At 48.6% G+C, this 20,011-nt stretch carries 11 protein-coding genes; 7 read left to right on the top strand and 4 right to left on the bottom strand.

From position 1 onward, the window contains the following. The first annotated feature begins 271 nt into the window (after positions 1 to 271). The 6 genes from LEPBO_RS0125270 to LEPBO_RS0125245 all read left to right on the top strand — a co-directional run bounded on the left by LEPBO_RS0125270 (position 272) and on the right by LEPBO_RS0125245 (position 11,359). The gene (locus LEPBO_RS0125270) at positions 272 to 1,582 is read left to right on the top strand and encodes an AAA-like domain-containing protein (RefSeq protein ID WP_197693239.1); all 1,311 of its coding nucleotides are present in this window, start codon (positions 272 to 274) and stop codon (positions 1,580 to 1,582) included. After that, entirely contained in the window at positions 1,579 to 5,127 is a 3,549-nt protein-coding gene (locus LEPBO_RS0125265; RefSeq protein ID WP_017290381.1) for a WD40 domain-containing protein, read from the top strand. The genes LEPBO_RS0125270 and LEPBO_RS0125265 overlap by 4 nt, the downstream gene beginning before the upstream one ends. A 181-nt stretch (positions 5,128 to 5,308) precedes the next feature. Beyond that, positions 5,309 to 6,589, top strand: a complete 1,281-nt coding sequence (gene codB / locus LEPBO_RS0125260; protein WP_017290380.1) for a cytosine permease — start codon at positions 5,309 to 5,311, stop codon at positions 6,587 to 6,589. A gap of 98 nt (positions 6,590 to 6,687) precedes the next feature. Then, positions 6,688 to 7,872: a sensor histidine kinase gene (locus tag LEPBO_RS0125255; protein ID WP_017290379.1), complete on the top strand. Its 1,185-nt coding sequence runs from the start codon at positions 6,688 to 6,690 to the stop codon at positions 7,870 to 7,872. A gap of 63 nt (positions 7,873 to 7,935) precedes the next feature. After that, complete coding sequence (locus tag LEPBO_RS40330; protein ID WP_017290378.1) at positions 7,936 to 9,963, top strand: response regulator; 2,028 nt, start codon at positions 7,936 to 7,938, stop codon at positions 9,961 to 9,963. 37 nt (positions 9,964 to 10,000) lie between these two features. Next, positions 10,001 to 11,359 (top strand): anthranilate synthase component I, encoded by a 1,359-nt coding sequence (locus LEPBO_RS0125245; RefSeq protein ID WP_017290377.1) that lies wholly within the window; start codon positions 10,001 to 10,003, stop codon positions 11,357 to 11,359. A gap of 54 nt (positions 11,360 to 11,413) precedes the next feature. On the opposite strand, the gene LEPBO_RS38245 is transcribed toward LEPBO_RS0125245, so the two are convergent. The 3 genes from LEPBO_RS38245 to LEPBO_RS38240 form a co-directional block, all read right to left on the bottom strand. Beyond that, complete coding sequence (locus LEPBO_RS38245) at positions 11,414 to 15,091, bottom strand: ATP-binding protein (RefSeq protein ID WP_197693240.1); 3,678 nt, start codon at positions 15,089 to 15,091, stop codon at positions 11,414 to 11,416. 330 nt (positions 15,092 to 15,421) lie between these two features. Then, the gene (locus tag LEPBO_RS0125230) at positions 15,422 to 16,408 is read right to left on the bottom strand and encodes a response regulator (RefSeq protein ID WP_017290374.1); all 987 of its coding nucleotides are present in this window, start codon (positions 16,406 to 16,408) and stop codon (positions 15,422 to 15,424) included. A gap of 255 nt (positions 16,409 to 16,663) precedes the next feature. Further along, positions 16,664 to 17,509, bottom strand: coding sequence for a CheR family methyltransferase (locus LEPBO_RS38240; RefSeq protein ID WP_017290373.1), 846 nt, complete (start codon positions 17,507 to 17,509; stop codon positions 16,664 to 16,666). Positions 17,510 to 17,973: 464 nt separating this feature from the next. Between LEPBO_RS38240 and LEPBO_RS38235 the strand changes: the two genes are divergently transcribed. Continuing rightward, positions 17,974 to 18,405: a response regulator gene (locus tag LEPBO_RS38235; RefSeq protein ID WP_071596241.1), complete on the top strand. Its 432-nt coding sequence runs from the start codon at positions 17,974 to 17,976 to the stop codon at positions 18,403 to 18,405. Positions 18,406 to 18,447: 42 nt separating this feature from the next. Here LEPBO_RS38235 and malQ read toward each other — a convergent pair whose 3' ends face one another. Then, positions 18,448 to 19,923: a 4-alpha-glucanotransferase gene (gene malQ / locus LEPBO_RS0125215; protein WP_017290371.1), complete on the bottom strand. Its 1,476-nt coding sequence runs from the start codon at positions 19,921 to 19,923 to the stop codon at positions 18,448 to 18,450. Positions 19,924 to 20,011: the final 88 nt, after the last annotated feature.

The raw sequence follows: 20,011 nt of genomic DNA, 5'->3' as shown, positions 1-20,011 counted from the left end.
GTAATATGTTGCAATCTCTCACTCTTGAGACAAAAGTCGCATCAGTTTCACAAATTAGCTGCGAGTTTAAGCCATCAACTCCTCCGAAGTCTTACGGATAAAATGCTGCAATTAAAATCAGTTAGCGTATAATGCTGAGTTTAATCAATCGCAAATTGATCTCAAAGCGTCAAGTTGACTCAACAGTTACGCTAATGGTGCTCACTTGATGGTTTCTGTATCTATGTCACAGTTGTTCTCCATGTCACACTCTCAGCCCCCTCGACCTCCCGTGAAGCGAAAGCGCGGAATTATCCTCAGCACCCGAGGCTGGCAGCGCCTTCAAGCTGCTGAGCAGAGATCCGTCACTCAAGATAATTTTGGCAAGTCTTATACCCTGCAAGACCTGAGCGAACGCACTGCGCTGAGTCCGAATACGCTAGCACGGGTTCGCAGCCGCAAAGTGGCAGTCGATCAACAGACTTTAGAAAACTATTTTCGGGCGTTTGACTTGTTGCTCACGCCGGATGACTACACGGATTCGGAAACTGCAACGCTCAGTAACCGCCAGCATATTCTACTGAGTGGACAGCTTCCCGTCGATTCACCATTTTACGTCTATCGTCCGCCGATCGAGAATATTTGCTACGAGTCTTTGCTCAAACCTGGAGCACTGGTTCGGATTCGCGCCCCGCGGCAGATGGGGAAGACTTCTCTAACGGCAAGAACACTGACTCAATTGAGAGAGCAACAGCAGTTTCTCACTACGATTACGAGTTTACAGTTGGCAGATGCGTCGGTTTTCCAGGACTTGAAGCGGTTTTTGCAGTGGTTTTGTGCGATCGTTACGCAGAATTTGGGACTGCCGAATCAGCTCGATCGCTACTGGGATGATCTGTTTGGGAACAGCTACAACTGCACGAACTATTTTGAAAGTTACGTGCTAGCAGAAATTAATGCCCCGATCGTGCTGGCTCTCGATGAAGTAGATGCGGTGTTTGACCATCCAGAAATTGCCACCGATTTCTTTGGGATGTTACGGGCTTGGTATGAAAAATCGCGCTACGGCGATGCGAAAAGCGAGCTTTGGCAGAAACTGCGATTAGTACTGGTGCATTCGACCGAAGTTTATGTGCCGCTCAACTTGAATCAATCTCCATTCAATGCCGGTTTAGCGATCGAACTTCCAACCTTAACGCTTGAAAATGTGATTGATTTAGCTCAACGCTACGGAATCGAGCAGGCAGAAGAAACCGCCGCAGCGCTCTTAAACCTGACTGGGGGCAATCCTTATCTGGTACAAGTCGGACTGCATCATCTCAGTACTCAGGTTGTCAGCCTTAACGAACTGCTCGAATCTGCTGCGACGAGCGATGGCGTTTATGCCAATCATCTGCGCAATTTACTGTGGGATTTACAAAAGTATCCAGAGTTAATGTCAGCCTTTAAGCGCATCGTTTTGGCAGATAGTGCGGTTGAATTGGAGCCGATTCTGGCATTTAAATTGCAGAGTAAGGGATTGGTCAAGATCAAAGACCCGATGATTCAGCCCAGTTGCCAACTGTATCGGACGTACTTTCAGCAAGCACTCACGACAACGTGACTCTTCAACTTCTCAATTTGCGCTATCAAGTCGGGGGCAGTTTGCCTCCAGATTCAGCCTGTTATGTGCAACGGCAAGCCGACCAAGACTTATATGAAGCGCTCTTAGCAGGAGAGTTCTGCTATGTGTTCAATTCTCGACAGATGGGCAAATCGAGTCTGCGGGTGCGATCGATGCAGCGACTACGAGAAGCAGGGATCGCGTGCTGTACAGTTGATATGACCGGAATCGGAGTGCAGCAGGTGAGTGCTGAACAGTGGTACGCCTCGATCGCGGCTTCGATTGTCAGCAGTTTTAATTTGCAGATTCAGTTTGGTCAGTGGTGGCGCGATCGAGCACATCTCACATTTGTCAATCGGCTGGAACTCTTGTTTGAAGAGGTGTTACTGAAGCAAGTACAGCAGAACATTGTGATTTTTATTGATGAGATCGACAGTGTGCTGGCACTGAAGTTTCCGGCAGATGATTTTTTTGCCTTGATTCGGGCGTGCTATGACCAGCGATCGGAAAAGCCCGCTTTTAATCGCTTAAGTTTTGCGCTCTTAGGAGTGACGACCCCCGCAGATTTGATCAGTAATAAACAACGTACACCGTTTAATATTGGGCGCGCGATCGAGTTAAGTGGGTTTCAATTTGCAGAAGCAACGCCATTGCTGGATGGACTGAGCCGGGTTGCAAAAAATCCAGAATCCGTGTTGCGACATATTCTGAACTGGACGGGGGGACAGCCTTTTCTGACTCAAAAGCTGTGCGATTTAGTCGTTCGAGAGGTCACAGACCACGATCCATTTGCGATCGAAGTGGCTCAGCCGATCCACATTTCAGAACTCACGTTAGAGCATTTGTTTCATCTGCGCGTGATCGAGAATTGGGAAGCGCAGGATCGCCCTGAGCATTTAAGAACGATTCGCGATCGCCTCTTGAGCAACGAAGATCAAACCGGGCGATTGCTTGAGCTATATCAGCAAATCTTACAGTCTCCAAAAATCCCCCACACGGAAGACTATCCCCTGTTTCAGCAGCGGCATCAAGGCATTGCGATCGATCATCGTTCTGAGCAAATTGCCCTCACGCTGTCTGGATTAGTAGAAAAAGTAGATGGATATTTACGCATCAAAAATCCAATTTACGAGGCAGTCTTTAATTCAAACTGGATCGACCGTCAGTTCGCCAAACTGCGTCCTTATTCAGAAGCTTTGAATCAGTGGAAGCAATCCATGTATCTGGATACATCGCGGTTGTTGCATGGACAAGCCTTGATTGATGCCAAAGAATGGTCAACCGGAAAGCGTTTAAGTGATGAAGATTATCGGTTTCTGACCGCGAGCCAAGCCTTTCAGGAAGAACGGTTGCGGCGCAGTCTCGAAGTCGATCGCGCTCAAGAGATCGCTGCCCGTCTACAGCTCGAACACCGTAACACACGACTCCAGCGACGACTGCTCGCACTCCTGAGCGCTGGACTTTTGACTTCAGTGATGCTCGGAACGGTTGCTTTTTTGCAATATCGCAGAGCCTCGCGCAACGAAGTGAATACCCTGACCAGTAACGCCGAACTGCTTTATATGATGGGCAAAGGGTTAGATGCAATGGTCGTCGCATTGCGGGCGCGTGAGAAAGTCAACGCTCTGAACTTACAGGATCAAACTACCCTCAGAGAAGTCGATCGCGTGTTGCGACAAGCCGTTTATACAGCCGCAGAGTCGAACCGATTTTCTGCTCATACGGGCAGCGTTCGCTGTGTCGCTTTTAGTCCCGATGGAGATTTTTTTGCGACCTGTTCTGAGGATCAAACGATCCGACTTTGGCATACCGATGGTGCGCCAGTGGCAACCTTAAAAGGACATAGAGGCGGCATTATAGCGGCGACGTTTAGCCCTGATGGCAAGCTGATTGCAACGGGAAGCGCAGACAATGCCGTGAGATTATGGAGCCATGATGGGTGGCAAGTCGATCGATTGCTCGGGCATCATGGCAGTGTGCAAAGCGTCGCTTTTAGTCCAGATAGTTCAGTGTTAGCGACAGCAAGTGCCGATCATACGGTTAAACTCTGGACACGATCTGGAGCCTTGATTCGCACGCTGATGGGGCATCAGAGTGGCGTGAATGCGGTTGCGTTCAGCCAAGATGGAGAAAGGCTGGTCACGGCGAGTAATGACCAAACGATTAAACTTTGGACAAGAGACGGGGTATTACTGAAAACTCTGACTGGACATCGCGATCCAGTGCTGAGCATTGCGTTTAGTCCAGAGGGTGAAGAATTCGCCTCTGTTAGCCTCGACGATACGATGCGAATCTGGACACGAGATGGAAAATTGATTCGCACCATTCAGACGCAGAGTGATGGGTTGACGAGTTTGGCTTGGAGTCCAGATGGGCAAACGATCGCGACGGTCGGATTTGATAAAGCTCTGAAATTGTGGCGGCGCGATGGCATTTTGCTCAGAACATTACGGGGACATGAGCAGACGATTTGGAGTGTGGCATTCCGCCCGAATGGAGATTCGATCCTGACAGGGAGTGCCGATAAAACGGCTCGGCTTTGGCGAATTGCCAATGGATTGCTGACTCGGTTAGAGGGGCATACCAGCGATGTGAATCAAGTTGAATTTAGCCCCGATGGGCAGCAACTTGTGACGGCGAGTAAGGATCGGTCGATTAAACTTTGGTCACCGGGGGGCAGTTTGATCCGAGAGTTGGTGCGGAATTTTGCCTGGAAATATGATGCGAAATTTAGTCCGAATGGAGAAGAGGTGCTATCGGCTGGTTTAAGCGGCTCCTTGCAGCGTTGGCGCTTGGATCGCACAGTGAGCGCGCCGCTTTTAACACCGTCGGCAGAGGGGATTCAGAGTATTGCTTATAGTCCAAAAGGGGATTTGATCGCGGCAGGGGGACAGGATAAGCACCTGCGAATTTGGCAGAAGAATGGCAAGTTGGTGCGATCGCTGAAGGCTCACGAAGCTCCGATTCAAAAGGTGGCATTTAGTCGCGATCAGCAGATGGTTGCCACAGCGGGTGCTGAGGGAACGGTCAAGTTGTGGCAAGTCAAGAGTGGAAGATTGCGATCGACCTTAGTCGGGCATGAGGGAGATATTAGCGCGATCGCGTTTTCGGATTCGCTGATTGCGACAGGAAGTAGCGATCGCACCATTAAGCTGTGGCGATTTGATGGAACGTTGATTCGGACTTTAGAAGGGCATCAGGATAATGTGCTCGGTCTTGCTTTCAATCCCGATGGCAAGATTATTGCTTCTGCCAGTCTGGATAAAACCGTGCGGCTTTGGAAGGTAGAGGGTGCTCTAATTGCAACATTAAGCGCTCATACGGAGGGAGTTCGGAGTGTTGCGTTTCATCCGGATGGTGGCTTGTTAGCGTCTGCAAGTAACGATAATACGGTGATTTTGTGGAATCTCAATCAAGTGTTACAGACTGATCCTGAGATTGCGGCTTGTCGCTGGGTACAAGAGTATTTGGCAACGAACTCTGCACTTTCGGAAAGTGATCGATCGCTGTGTTGGACGATCGAGCCGAACAAATCTAGGTTCTAGCATCCTCTAGTTCATTCCATTGAGGTCATGGGAATCAGCAGAACCAGACTTGAGATCAATGGCATCCTACAGCTTACTGTTCCAATCCTCCACTCCCCAATTTGCTAAGCGTAGTCCAGAATACTATCCAAAACATAAAACAATTGAACAATAGCAGCATCAATTACTAGGCAATTTTCCTATGAGTCTTCTTGGTGAATCACAGGTTGCCGATCGCACTCAGGCAAGCCAGGACTATCCGCTTGCTGCTGTTCCCCTGAGCGATCGTAAGCCTATCTGGTCGCTAGCACCCTTGTTAATGGGATTCGCCCTCACTTCAACGACTTTGCTGGCGGGAGGAACATTAGGATCTTCTCTGCGCTTTGCAGACATGATCTGGGTCATGCTGATTGGGAATGCAGTACTGGGTGCATATTGTGCTGCATTGGCATATATTGCATCAAAAAGTGGTCTGAGTACCGTCTTAATGGCGAGATTTAGCTTTGGAGCAATTGGGTCACGGTGGGTCGATTTCATCCTCGGCTTTACTCAAATTGGTTGGTATGCAGTGACGAATGCCTTTATTGCACAGGCATTACTCAAACTCCTGAACTTACCTCCGACTTGGGAATGGCTAGGGATTATCTTTTTTACCTATGCCTTCTGTATCACAGCGTATATGGGCTATACGGCAATGGATTGGCTGAGCCGCTTAGCAGTGCCAGCGATGTTGATGCTGATTGCGCTCAGTTTGACCCTGGGATTCCGGGATGCAGGTGATTTATTTGCGCTAGCTCCCACAAAGTCGCTCGGGATGAATGAAGCGATCGCAATTGTAATCGCCACGTTTATTTCAGGTGGAACCCAAGCAACAAACTGGAGTCGATTCGCAGATTCAACGAAGAATGCAGTTTGGAGTACATGGGCTGCATTTTTCTTTATCAATGGACTCCTCATCTTTACAGGCGCATTCTGCACCTTAGTCTATGGCACAAACGACTTAATTGAAGCGATGGCAAAACAAGGGCTATTGCTTGGGGGCTTAGTCTTGCTGATTCTGAATGTTTGGACAACGCAAGACAACACGATTTATGCCTTCTCGATCGCTGGAAGTAACTTTTTTCGCACCTCAAAGCGCACGGCGTTTGTTCTCGGTGGCTCAACTCTTGCTTTAGCCCTAGCATTAGGGGGCATCTATGGAAAAATAATTCCATTTCTGCTCTTTCTGGGAACCGTCATTCCTCCAGTGGGCGGCATTATCATGGCAGACTACTGGTTGTGTCGAGGCAGCAGATTTCCATCGCTCGATACTCAACTGCCAGCTTTTAACTGGGCAGGCATCATTGCTTACATCGTTGCATCTGCGATCGCATACTTCTCAGGTTTAGCCGGAGTGGGCGTTGCACCGATCAATGGTGTGATTTCAGCAGCAATTCTTTATGTGATTCTGAGCCGTATTCTTCCGAACTCGATGCATGTATAACCTGAGTGAATTCCAAAGTCGAAAACTTTTTCAGAAAACGCAATAAATTATTGATAAAGTTTGCTGTAGACTTTGGACTTCACGTAGGACTAGACGAGATGGCGGCTCATGGTCTTGAATTGGAAGCTCGTGTGCAAGCTTTCAAGCAACAGATTCAAGAATTTCAGCACTATTTAGATACAGTTTCCAACGCAAATCAGCCGTTGATTGAGCGATCGCTGACCAAGATTTTGACGCAGTTGGATACATTGGTTGAGCCGAATCCTGTCGCGCTAGACATCTCGCGAACCATTGAAGAACAATGGTCAACCCTGAGTACTTGTCTGCCTTTTGGCATCTTTAGCACGGATGCGCAAGGACGATGTACCTACATCAATCCCCGTTGCCAAGAAATGATCGGCTACATGCTAGAAGAAAAGCTAGGAGAAGGCTGGTGCGATTTTCTGCATCCTGAAGATTGCGATCGCGTTCTCTTGGCTTGGACAGAGGCAATTTCCAAGGGCATTCCCTACACAAATCAGTTTAGAGTGATCACGCCACAAAAAGAGACGTGTTGGCTCTCGGTTCGCACCACGCCCACTTTTTCAGATGCCGGAACCGTACAGGGACATCTTGGAACGATCGAAGATATTACTGCACAGAAATTAGCAGAAGAACAAATCAAACTCTCTCTACGAGAGAAAGAAGCGCTACTCAAAGAAATTCATCATCGGGTCAAAAATAATCTTCAAATTATCTCCAGCTTGATTTACTTGCAGGCACAGCGCATCGAAGATCCAGAAGTACGACAAATCTTTGAAGATAGCCAAAGTCGAATTAGCTCAATGGCGTTAGTGCATGATAGTTTGTATCGGTCTCAAGATTTTGCGCGAGTTAATCTTTCTGAATATGTGCAAACCCTGACATCGAGCCTATTTAATGCTTACCGGACGCAGCCTGAAGAAATTCATCTCATCGTTCAAGTCGATCCTGATGTGATCGTCAGCTTAGAAAAAGCGATTCCTTGCGGTTTAATTCTGAATGAACTGATGACGAATGCCTTAAAGCATGGGTTTAATGGTGAGGAAACCGGAGAGGTGGCGGTCAAACTCGAAACCCATTCTTCTCAAGTTTTTCTAATGGTAGAAAATAGCGGAAATAATCTACCTGAAAGTTTCCAATTGCAAAAAATTCGTTCAATGGGTCTGCGACTTGTGAATGCTCTTGTCAATCAAATTGATGGACAACTTAGCGTTGAAAATGCTCAGAAAACCCGATTTAAAGTAGAATTTAATGCGGCTTAAATATTTGCTGAAATAAATGCGCCACAGCCTACAATGATGGGAATTTAGTGAGCGAGTGGAACATTGAAAGCAGCAAGAATTCTCGTTGTGGAAGATGAAAGCGTAGTGGCTTGGCATGTGCAAGAAGCGTTGCAGAGCTTGGGTCATGAAGTCATTGCGATCGCTACAACTGCTCGCCAAGCGATCGATATTGCCAGATCCCATCACCCAGATCTGGTGTTAATGGACATCTGTTTACAAGGAAAAAATGATGGGGTATACGCTGCCGAAGAACTCTATCTGAAACTGAATGTTCCTGTTGTCTTTCTGACCGCACATTCTGATGAACAGACGCTCGGATATGCGATGAAGACTTCTCCTTTTGGATATCTCGTCAAGCCCTTCAAAGACGCAGATCTACATTTAGCGATTCAGGTTGCTTTACAGCGGTATCGCTTGGAAGCGGCAATCAAAGCAACTCAGCGCTGGTATGCTACAACTTTAGTCAGTATCGGAGATGCAACGATTGCGACCGATGTCGATGGATTTATTACCTTTATGAATCCTGCGGCGGAATTTTTTACAGGATGGACACAAGAACAAGCCCTGGGGGAATTTGCAGGTCGTGTTTTAAACTTAGTGCATGAAGAGACAGGTGAAGCGATCGACAATCCGATTTTGGCAGCGCTGTGTCGGGGTGATACGATCACCTTACCGAGTCGTGCTGCTCTACGATCGCGAGATGGAACGGAACGACCCGTTGGCGATAGTGCCTCCCCGATTCGGGATCGAGATGGAGCGATTATCGGTGGCGTTATGGTGTTTCAAGATATGAGCGATCGTCGCCAACGCGAATCGAAACTTGATGCCCAGCGGCAGATTTTAGAAGCAACCCAGAGTTTGCTGACACAGCAGTTAAAATCTCGCACGGAGCAACTGCATTTCTCGATCGCGGCAGATCGATTGCGACGGCATCTTCTGGAGCAGTGCCACACAGAGCGCAGCGATTTTCTGCAATGGATGCTGCAAGAAGTGGTTACCATTCTCAAAGCCGAGCGAGGTTGGATCGCGTTCTACGATTCTGCCGCAACTGTGGCAACGATCATTGGCGAATTTAATCTGCAAGAGACCGATGTGCGCTCACGGCTGCAAGAGACGATCGAGATTGCAGAATTTCCTGCGTTTTACTTGCAACTGTTCAGACAGCAGTGCTGGGTTTGCCCACCGCCTGAAGTGATTCCTCCAGTTTATGCCACGACGAATCCTTTGATCGTCTGCCCGATTCAAGGTAAGCCAACTGCGATCGGCGAGATTGGACTCGTTTTACCCGAAGGAACTTTGTGGACAGATTACAAAGCTGATTTGATCGGCGAGATTGTTACTCAAGTTGTCCAAGCGTATCAAACCGAACAGCAAACTCGAACCGCCCAAGCAAAAGTGCGGGAATTAGAGCATTTAAAAACGCTGCAAGATGACTTTATCGAGGCGCTTTCTCACGAGTTGCGCACTCCTTTGACGAATATGCGGATGGCGATCGAGTTGATGCAGCGCATGGTCGAACAAGGGCAAAATCTAGAAAATCCCAATCCTCAGCATCAACGACTCGAACAGTACTTGAAAATTCTCCAGCAAGAATGGCATGAAAGTTATAATCTCGTGACCGATTTGCTGGTGTTTCAAACTGCATCTGCTACGAACAATACTCTGCCGATGAGTGAGATTCATTTGCAAAATTGGCTCGCGATCGTGCTCGATCGGTTTGCCAGCCAAACGGGAATTGCCGTGCAGCTTGTTCCCGCTTCAGAAATGCTTCCGAATATTTGGGTTCACTTACCGACGTTGGAGAAAATCTTGTCGCAGATGTTGGCGCACTTACATCATGCCAATCCTGCATTAGTGATCCAACTGCAGACTTCCGCAACTGAAACCGCACTGCATCTGTCGGCAAGCTGCCAAGCCGAGGAGGGTGTCTCTCAACGCCAGCAGAATGTTTCGAGTTTGCGGTTGGCGTTGCTGAGAAGATTCGCGATCGAGCTAAATGCCAAAATCGAGTTAGACCAGCAATCCGGAAGTACAACTTTGACCTTGAGCTTACCCATTCGAGCCGAATAAAGCCTTAAAATCCTCAGATTGGTTTAATTTGTGCCCTATGACTTTTTTGGCTCCTTGGATTTGGCGATCGCTGCCCCTGAACGAACGCACAGGCTCAGAAGTCTTTGCCGCTGGTTTTCTGAATCACGAAATTGCGACACTGCTCGAAAGTCCTTATCCTGCCTCCTCGGATTATCCGCAGCTAGGACGATTTTCGATTTGTGCAGGTGCGCCTCGCCAAGTTTGGACTCCGAGCATTGGTGAAATTCTGCCGTTTCTCAGCGATCTGATTCAACAACAATCCAATTCAGCCGAACCTGAGCATTTGCCGTTTACTGGGGGTTGGCTCGGCTGGCTTGGGTACGACTTAGCTTGGGAAATTGAAAAGCTACCGCATTTAAAAGATGACAAATTGCCGTTTCCAGTCGCGTTTTGGTACGAGCCAGACTGCTTTGCTGTGCTAGATCATGAGCAACAAACCCTTTGGCTTGCAGCACGGAGTGAAGCTCAGTTAGATCAGCTTGAACAATCTACGCAACAATCTAATTCATCCAATCAGGGTGAGATGGCACAAACGGGGACTGCATTTCAGACTGAGTTTTGCATGAGTCAGACTGAGTACGAAGCGATCGTCCTCAAAGCAAAACAGCACATTCAAGCAGGCGATATCTTTCAGGCAAATTTGTCTTTGCGATTTGAGGCAAAAACAACAGCAGAGAGTTGGAGCATTTATCGCGCGCTGCAATCGATTAATCCCTCCCCGTTTTCAAGCTATTGGAAAACGCCTTGGGGCGATGTAATCAGTTGTTCTCCGGAGCGATTAGTAAAGTTGAGCGATCGCATTGCAGAAACTCGCCCGATCGCTGGAACTCGTCCACGAGGGCTGAGCATTGAACAAGATCATCAATTTGAGCAAGACCTGTTAGACAACACGAAAGAACGTGCCGAACATATTATGCTCGTTGACCTGGAGCGTAATGATTTAGGTCGCGTGTGTGAGTGGGGTACGGTAGAGGTAGATGAGCTGCTTGTGATTGAGCGATACAGCCATGTGATGCACTTAGTTAGTAATGTCGTGGGCACAGTGCGATCGCAGTTTACACCGATTGATGTGATCCGCGCTTTGTTTCCAGGTGGAACGATTACGGGATGCCCGAAAGTGCGCTGTATGGAGATCGTAGAAGCATTAGAACCTGTGCGGCGTAGTTTGTTTTATGGATCTTGTGGGTTTCTCGATCGACGTGGAAATTTGGATTTGAATATTTTAATTCGCACGTTGTTGTATGCAAAGTCAGGAGAAGTCGCAACAGTTTGGGGACAAGTTGGGGCGGGAATTGTTGCCGATAGTGATCCGGAGAAAGAATGGTTTGAATCGTTGCAGAAGGCACGGGCACAGTTAGCAGCTTTGGGTCATTGACCTGGGCGATACGGAATTGCGTGGCAATGAATAGGTGCTGTGTGTGGTGAGGGGCTACACCTCTGATTGAGTCAATTGCTCATCAGTCATTGACGCGAGAAGTGGCAAGTGAATGATAAAGGTTGCTCCCTGTTCCTCTCCAGCGCTTTCTGCCTGGATCGTTCCCCCGTGCAGGTTAACGATGTGATGCGCGATCGCTAACCCGACCCCTAAGCCTTTTGTTGCATCGGAAGGTCTTGCTTGACGAAAGCGATCGAAGACATGGGGCAGAAAGTCAGCCGCAATTCCAATTCCAGTATCCCTGACTCGAATTTCAGCTTGGTCAAGCAGGGTTGATAGTTCGACGGTCACGCTGCCACCCTCGGGGGTAAATTTAATCGCATTTGTCAGCAGATTACAGAAAACTTGCTGGAGACGATCAAGATCGCCCATCACTTGCACATCGTAATCGGGTTGAGATTGCCAAACTAAATCGATGGTTTTAGCTTCAGCCGTTTGAACAACGGTAGCAATCACAGTTTCTAAGATCGACTTCAGTTCGACAGGCTGAGGATTGAGGCGCAGTTTGCCAACCGTAATCCGGGAAATATCGAGCAAGTCTTGTACTAAAGCAGCTTGTACAGTCGCATTGCGCTCAATCGTATCTAAGGCTTTGGTCAAAATCGCTGGACTGGGTGGAGTCGATCGTAAGAGCCGCGTCCAGCCTAGAATCGAGACCAGTGGCGTGTTGAGTTCGTGGGAAACGGTCGAGAGCAGTTCATCCCGACTTTGGATTGTGCTTCTTGCCTCACGCAGCGCTGTAGTGCGGAGTTGGGCGATTTGCAGATGAGCATTGACACGAGAGATAAGTTCTTGTGCTGAGAAGGGTTTGATCAGATAGTCGTCGGCTCCGGCTTCGAGTCCTTCTACGATCGCTTCTTCACCTGCACGCGCCGAGAGCAGAAGGATCGGAATTTCTCTAGTTTGGGGATTTGCGCGTAACGTTTGCAGCAACCCAAAGCCATCCAATCCAGGCATCATTACATCCGTTAGGACCAGATCAGGCAGTTGCCTTTGAATCGCTACCAGAGCAGAAGCGCCGTCGGCAACTGCTTCTACTTGAACCGATTCGCTCAAAATGCGCGTCAGGTAATCCCTCATGTCTGCGTTGTCATCGACTAAAAGAACCCGTGCATTCGAGGAATCTGGAAGCGGTTGAGGATGCGCGCTGCTCCGCAGATACCGCAAGGGTCGCCAAAGTTCAGCTTCTTGCACATAAGGGGTTGCCCCGATTGTGATCGAGGGGAGAAATTGCGAGGCTTTGATGCGATCGAGCGGCAAATGCTCGGAACCAAACGGCAGAGAAATCGTAAAACAACTGCCTTGTCCGAGCGTACTGCTGACGTGAATCGTTCCGCCTTGGAGTTGGACGAGTTCATGCACCAGGGCTAGACCGATTCCGGAGCCTTCTTGCGATCGTGCCTGTACCCCTCGGACTTGATGAAATCGCTCAAACACATGCGGCAGTTCTTCCGGTGCAATGCCACTTCCTGTATCTTCAATCTCCAGAATGACGTGATGATTAACCGGATGCAGTCTGACGATGATTTCGCCTGCTAGGGTGAACTTGAACGCATTCGAGATCAGATTGAGCACGATTTTTTCCCACATCTCGCGATCGACATACACTGCTTCCGGCAGCGGTAGACAATCGACGGTCAATCGGAGTCCGGCTTGCTCGATCGCGGATCGGAACACACTCGCAAGATCTGCCGTAAACTGAGACAGATCAGTTGGCTCATAACTCGCTTCCATTCGACCCGCTTCGATGCGAGAGAAATCGAGCAAGGTATTCACCAGTTTTAAGAGACGAAGACTATTGCGCTGAGCGAGTTCTAGGCGTTCTCGGTGAAGCGTTGGCAGAGCGCGATCGCTCAATACATCCTGCAACGGATTTAACAACAACGTCAGCGGGGTGCGGAACTCGTGACTGATGTTACTGAAAAAGAGGGTTTTGGCGCGATCGAGTTCTGCCAGAGATTCGGCGCGTTGGCGTTCTTGTTCACGCTCAGATTGTTCTCGCACTCGCTGAAGTTCCGACTCCCGTAACGCTGCTTCAGCGCGGGCGCGTTCGATGGCTACCCAAGTCCGTTCGGCAACTTCTTCGACTAGAGCGATTTCAGCCAACATCCAGCGCCGGGGGCGTGAGGAGATCGCAACCATTGACCAAAGCGGATGGTTTTCCCTACGCAATGTCGCCGCAACCATTGCACGCATTCCGAGATTATGGCTGTTGCGTTTCTCGGCTTCCGACAACCCCTGTCTCTCCCAGTCGTCTTCAATAACGAGGGTTCCTTCAAACGTGGCTTTAAGAGCTTCGGAGAAGTCGGACAAAACGAAGTGATCGGGCAACGGTGGCACGCTGTCGTTGCCAATTTGATAATTGACGTCGGCGCGGTTATCTTCCAAATAGTACGATGTGATGTAACTGCGATCGAGTTGCAGATGCTCGATGAGCATTTGGATGGCACGGTTAGCGATGGCATCTGCATCGGGTTCCGCCCGCAGCGCGTCGCTAAATTTCAGCAGAAACGCTTGCTGCTCTTCGGTTCGTTTGCGATCGCTGATATCGTTGAACACTACAGCAACTTGACGGCTTCCTTCACCACCGATCCGCGAGGCATAGACGGTATACCAACGGTCAATGGATGCTGTGTAGTATTCGGTACGCCTCCCTCTGCCAGAAAACACGACATCACCATAGAGATCAAGCAACTGCTGTTCAAAATTGGGGGCGATTTCCAGCAGCGTCTTGCCAACTGCATCAGTTAAGCCAGTTTGTTGTTCCCAGGCTGGATTCGTTTCCACAATCCGAAAATCACAGGGATGACCCGACTCGTCAGAAATCATTTCCAGCAGGTTAAAGCCTTCGTTGATCGATGTGAACAGCGATCGATATTTCGCTTCCGACCCCCGCAGGGCAGTCTCTGCCCGCTTCTCGTCGGTGACATCGCTGAAGAGTGCCGCAAGCTGGTTTCCGCCGTTGTGGGTGGAAAAGACAAAGACATCAAACCAGCGATCGAGGTCTACGTGATAGTCGATGAACCGCTTCGACTGTCCGGTGCGGGCAACCTCCGCGTAGTCCTTCAGCCACATATCCTCTGCTTCCGGGAAGAGTTCCCGCATCGTTTGCCCCGGCTGCGGTCTGCGCCCACTCTGTCGCTCGAAGGCTGGATTGGTCTCGATGTAGCGGAAATCGATCGCCTCGCCCACCGCGTTGTAAAGCATCTCGAAGATGCAAAAGCCTGCGTCGATCGAATCGAACAGCGATCGATATTTGGCTTCCGATTCGCGTAGGGCTACTTCAGCATGTTTGCGCTCGTCTTCGACGCGCTTGCGCTCGCTGATGTCATAAGAAACCACCAGCACCGCATAGATTTCGTCATTTTCAGCCCGAAGCGGTGTTCCCCGCGAGATGTAAGTGTGATTGTGAGCGTTATGTTCATGCTCGAACGGCTCACCAGCTAGAGCTTGACGGTACAGCGGCTCGTAACTTGCAGCGAGATCGGGCGGCAATGCCTCAAAAATCGTTTGCCCAACCAAATCTTCGGGTTTGAATCCGGCAGTTGCCAGAGCTTCTCCCTCTGCCAGCAAATAACGCAAGTCGCGATCGACAACAAACGCCGCCCCCCCTGGAAGATTTGCGATCAAAGCACGCGATAACGCTTCAGTCGTCAAAACAGGGTTCGCCATAGCAGGTTCAGAAGCGGTTTCAGAATTGGAGCATTGCATGGTGCTGGTTACTCCCGCACTTGAGGATCTGACTTCATTTGAGCGGGGCTGATGAGTAGGAGTCTGACGGTCAATGTTGCTCCTTGCCCTTCTTCCTCACTCGTTCCCTCGATCGTACCGTAGTGTAATTCGACCAGATGACAACTCGGAACCAGTCAGGGGCGATCGCCATACTTAATTCTCTTCGATCGTGATGCAATTTCAAGGTGAGTTCAAAGCAGCCTTCTTTGGATTTCTTGCAAGATTCATCGCTCAGCAAAATGCAGGCAAATGTCAGAGTCCTACAGAATCTTACTCTGGACTCGATGCTTGTCTTGCAAGTTGAGCCACCATTTTCACCCACTCGCTCGGTTGAACCAATTTGTGTAAATGGGCTTCAAATCCAGCCGCGATCGCTTTTGCTTTATCCTCATCTAAATAAGCTGTAATGGCAGCTGCAGGAAGATGCCCCCCTTGCTCGGCTTCTCGTTCGCGAATTCGCCGAATTAAGCTATAACCATCCTCACCCGGCATCCGAAGGTCACTGATCAACACATCCGGGCGAAATCGTTCTAATTCTTCTAAAGCTGCTGCTGCACTTGCGACTGTCCTGACTCCGATGCCGTGTGTCTCCAATACCATCGTCACAAATTCCCGGACATCCATATCATCATCGACGACTAGCACCTGTAAGCCGTCGAGTGGTTGAGGGATCTGCGAAGCAACCGATGTTCTCGCAACCAACGAGGCAAGCGCTGCCTGAGATTGGCTCAAGTTGTACACACCAATTCTCAACCGTTCAATCCGCCCCTCGATATCACGAGCGATTGCCACCTGAAACTCCGTCAGAATGGGTTCGCTATCCCGAGGACACAAGCGCGTGTGCCAAGTTTGGATGCCCTCGCTTTGAGATAGCCGATTGAGATGAGTCCGAAAACGGGCGCGATCTTTCTCTGCTACAAACACCGCCAACGGCTTGCCAACAAGGTAGCTATAGGGCACATTCAGGAGTTGAGCGATCGCTTGATTTGCGTCCAGAATCAAGCCGTTAGCATTCGTGATCAATGAAGCGATCGGGAAAAACTGAAATAGATCTTGATAGTCCTGCTGCCGCTGAAACAGTTCTGCTTCAACTTCCTCGATTGCCTCCAAACTCGCTTGCATCTGCTCATAGATCACCTGTAAATCCTCAAGCGCTGCATCAACTTCCCTCCAACCTGCCGTATCTTCTCCTAGTTGCGCCGCAATTTGCTGTCGGATGACTTGAAAATGCTGCCTGATTTGCTCGTCACTCATCATGAATCTTAATAATCATGCTTGTCTGTTGCCAAACGACTGGTCGTCCTTACTGAAGAAGTTCCAAGCACAGAAAACGCCTTCTATTTTTGTCCGTTAACAACGGCAGAATTATCGCGACTGTAACTGTCATTGTCGTGGATACACATCAATCCTAAGTCCACTTTACAGAGTAGAAGTGCTGAATTAAGCTACAAATTCCTGTAAACCAAGCCATGTTGATCATCAGCCTTCGATCGACGAAATCAGCGATATGAACTATGGCAAACGGCACAAGAGTAAGGGGTTCTTTTGGTGAGCACCTGGCACTTTCGTAAATACTTTGCGTTGCCGATTCAGCGGCGTGAACAGCGATCGTTCAGCAGCAGTGATCAAGTTCTCTACATGACCGAGCAACAAAAATCCATTGTCCTCCAAACTCAGATAAAACCTGACCAATGCTTGAAGTTGAGCTGCTTCTGTGAAATAGATGAACAAATTGCGGCAAACTAGTAGATCGATGTGAGGTAGAGGCGGGTCTTGAATCAGATTATGAACGTGAAAGTCGATCGAAGGGAACAAATCCTGTCGCCAGTAGTGAACATCGTCTCTGCGCTCAAAATACTGTTCTTGCAGGGCAGGCGGAACGAGTTCAATTTTATGAGCGAGATAACGACCTTGACGAGCTTGCAGAATCGCATCGGAATCAACATCCGTTCCATAGATCTGCACCCGTTGTTGAAACGCTTCTACGCCCAAAGCTTCGATGAAGAGCATTGCCAAGGCATAGGTTTCTTCTCCTGACGCGCATCCTACACTCCAGACCCGAATTGGGTCATTGGGTGCTGTATTTGCGAGCATCTGTAAGACGACCTGATCTGCAAGGTACTGCCACACTAAAGGATCGCGAAAGAAATAAGTGTAGTTGATGTAAACCGTATCGACGAGGCATTTGATCTCGTCTGGGTGCTGCTGCAAATAATCAAAATAGCTCTGATAATTCTCCAACTCAATTTGCTGTATTCGTATCCGGATTCGACGCATCAAAGTAGAACGTTTGTAGCCTGTGAGATCAACTTGATGAAATTGGTTGAGATAAATCAGCAAGTCTTCTAATTGGGTCATTGTTAGGGGTGGAGAGGCACCACTCGCAGAATGAATAGTGAGCATGAATAAGAAACTACACTTGATTAAGTTTATGAACTAGAAAGCTTTCAGACGCAGAACTCGATATTTGAAAAGCTGGAAGATCACACGCGTGCTTTGAAAATCGGGGTCGTATTTTACTCTTCTAGACGGCAATGATTCAATTGCCGTCTGCTGTTCTTCAGCCTAGTCAACTTTCAATAAAACCACTAGGGAAATAGAAAATCTTAATCGTGTCATCAGCTTGACGATAGCAATCACTACCTTTCTATAGGAAACAATCAACCTACTAGAAGCAGCATCAGTTCTGGGTTTGAAGTCTTTTATTTGCGAAATTAGTGAGATCAAATTAGCAACCGAGCAGAGTTACCGATTTAGTCTGATGTCTCAACAAACAAAATGTGTTGTACTAATTCCATTAATCTCATCTAAGGATGGTGATCATGCCTTCACACCAAAGTCGCTCGATGGCAGCACCCCCACAACACCCGCTAAAGGGAATTCAAATTTTACTGGTCGAGGATGAGCTGGATATTGCCGATTTACTCCTGGTGATATTCCAGGGCGCAGGTGCAACGGTCAGATTGTGCATGGAAGCTGAATCTGTACTGGCGGTCTTGGAAACCTATCAGCCTGACGTTTTAGTCGCCAACATTAAATTACCGTCGCATGATGGAATTTGGTTAATTCAACAGATCCGCAACCATCCACGTCCAGAGATTCGCTCTCTCCCAGCAGTGGGTGTGACCTCTTACCATCGAGATGTTCATGCTGATGCTGCTCTCGCGGCTGGATTTGATTGTTTTCTGTCCAAATTAGACTCACCGAATGAAATCGTGAATACTCTTTCCACACTCGCGACATCACCGCGTTAATCGGGCCTCAGAAGCCAGGAGCTAGGCTCAGCCACTTCAACATTAAATTCGACCATACAGCATCGTCAGCGATCGTAGCTTCTCCGCCAGTTCATCTGTTAGCAATTCAGAACTGCGATATCGCCAGCGCCAATTTCCAGCGTTTTGACTCGGATCGTTCATCCTGGCACTTCCATCTAACCCAAGCACATCTTGCAAAGCGACGATCGCCCAATTTGCGACAGAAGCTAATGCCATCCGATTCAATGTCCAGTGAATTTCTTCGATCGGGTAACCCACATAAGCCGCTAACCTATCTTTCTCCGACTGAGATATGGTATTCCACCATCCGATCGCCGTATCGTTATCGTGCGTTCCAGGATAGACCACGCTATTGTGAACATAATGATGCGGTAAGTGTGTGTTACTCGCATCATCGCTGAATGCGAACATGAGAATTTTCATGCCGGGAAAATTGAAGCGATCGCGCAATTCCTCCACTTCAGGCGTAATGATCCCTAAGTCTTCCGCCAAGATGGGCAATTGTCCTAATCGCTGCCCTAAGGTTTCAAAAAAGTCGGCTCCGGGTGCTTCGATCCATTCGCCATTGATGGCAGTCTCTTCGCCTGCCGGAACTTGCCAGTAAGCTTGAAATCCCCGGAAGTGATCGACTCGCACAATATCGACATACTGTAACGTGGTTTGAAAGCGCTGAATCCACCATTCATACTGACTACTCTGGAGTTGATCCCAGTCGTAAACAGGATTGCCCCAAAGCTGCCCGGTCGCACTGAAATAATCGGGTGGCACACCTGCGATGAAAGTAGGTTCAAACGTTTCAGGATCGAGCTTAAAAATCTCTGGATGTGCCCACACATCGACGCTATTGAAGCAAACGTAAATCGAGATATCTCCAATGAGCTGAATGTTTTTCGAGTTGGTATACTCGCGCAGCTTCATCCATTGCTGAAAGAACTTGAATTGCAAAAATTGCTGAAATTGGATAGCTGGTTTTAAGGCATCTTGAGCATTTCGCATCGCTTGCAGGTCGCGTTGTGCGATCGAGCGATCCCATTGATTCCAGTTCTTGCCATCATTCGCTTCTAACAATGCCATGAACAATGCAAAATCATCGAGCCACGCTGCTTGCTGCTGACAGAACTGATCAAATTCAGGAGTCGGAGCAAAGCGGTTGAATGCCAATTGCAGTAACTTTGTTTTATACGGGATCACGCGATCGAACTCGACTTTTTCAACGCTGCCTTCGAGCGGAACTAACTCATCTAACTTCAGCAATCCTTCTTCTGCAAGCTGTTCTAAGCTAATGAGCAACGGATTTCCGGCAAACACACTGAAGTTCATCGTGTAGGGTGAATGCTCATATCCAGTCGGCGCTAAAGGCAAAATTTGCCAAAGCGACTGACCACTTTTTGCCAGGAAATCCACAAATTCGTAGGCGGATTGTCCTAAATCTCCGATGCCAAACTTGCTGGGTAAACTGGTAGGCTGAAGTACGATACCGCTCGATCGCTGAAACATAAAATCATCACTGGTTCATTGATCGAAACGCTATTCGACTTTGGCGGACTGGTCATGCTCCCACAGACAGAAATTAAAAACCTCTCTC

Origin of the sequence: Leptolyngbya boryana PCC 6306, from assembly GCF_000353285.1 — a bacterium.
GTDB lineage: Bacteria > Cyanobacteriota > Cyanobacteriia > Leptolyngbyales > Leptolyngbyaceae > Leptolyngbya > Leptolyngbya boryana.
Note: the sequence above shows the minus strand (reverse complement) of the source record. Positions and strands in the feature narration are given on the sequence as shown.

Excerpts from the sequence above, each read along its gene's own strand:
- codB (WP_017290380.1), top strand. The coding sequence starts at position 5,309 with ATGAGTCTTCTTGGTGAATCACAGGTTGCCGATCGCACTCAGGCAAGC.
- LEPBO_RS0125255 (WP_017290379.1), top strand. The coding sequence starts at position 6,688 with ATGGCGGCTCATGGTCTTGAATTGGAAGCTCGTGTGCAAGCTTTCAAG.
- LEPBO_RS0125245 (WP_017290377.1), top strand. The coding sequence starts at position 10,001 with ATGACTTTTTTGGCTCCTTGGATTTGGCGATCGCTGCCCCTGAACGAA.
- LEPBO_RS38245 (WP_197693240.1), bottom strand. The coding sequence starts at position 15,091 with ATGGCGAACCCTGTTTTGACGACTGAAGCGTTATCGCGTGCTTTGATC.
- LEPBO_RS0125230 (WP_017290374.1), bottom strand. The coding sequence starts at position 16,408 with ATGATGAGTGACGAGCAAATCAGGCAGCATTTTCAAGTCATCCGACAG.
- LEPBO_RS38240 (WP_017290373.1), bottom strand. The coding sequence starts at position 17,509 with ATGACCCAATTAGAAGACTTGCTGATTTATCTCAACCAATTTCATCAA.
- LEPBO_RS38235 (WP_071596241.1), top strand. The coding sequence starts at position 17,974 with ATGCCTTCACACCAAAGTCGCTCGATGGCAGCACCCCCACAACACCCG.
- malQ (WP_017290371.1), bottom strand. The coding sequence starts at position 19,923 with ATGTTTCAGCGATCGAGCGGTATCGTACTTCAGCCTACCAGTTTACCC.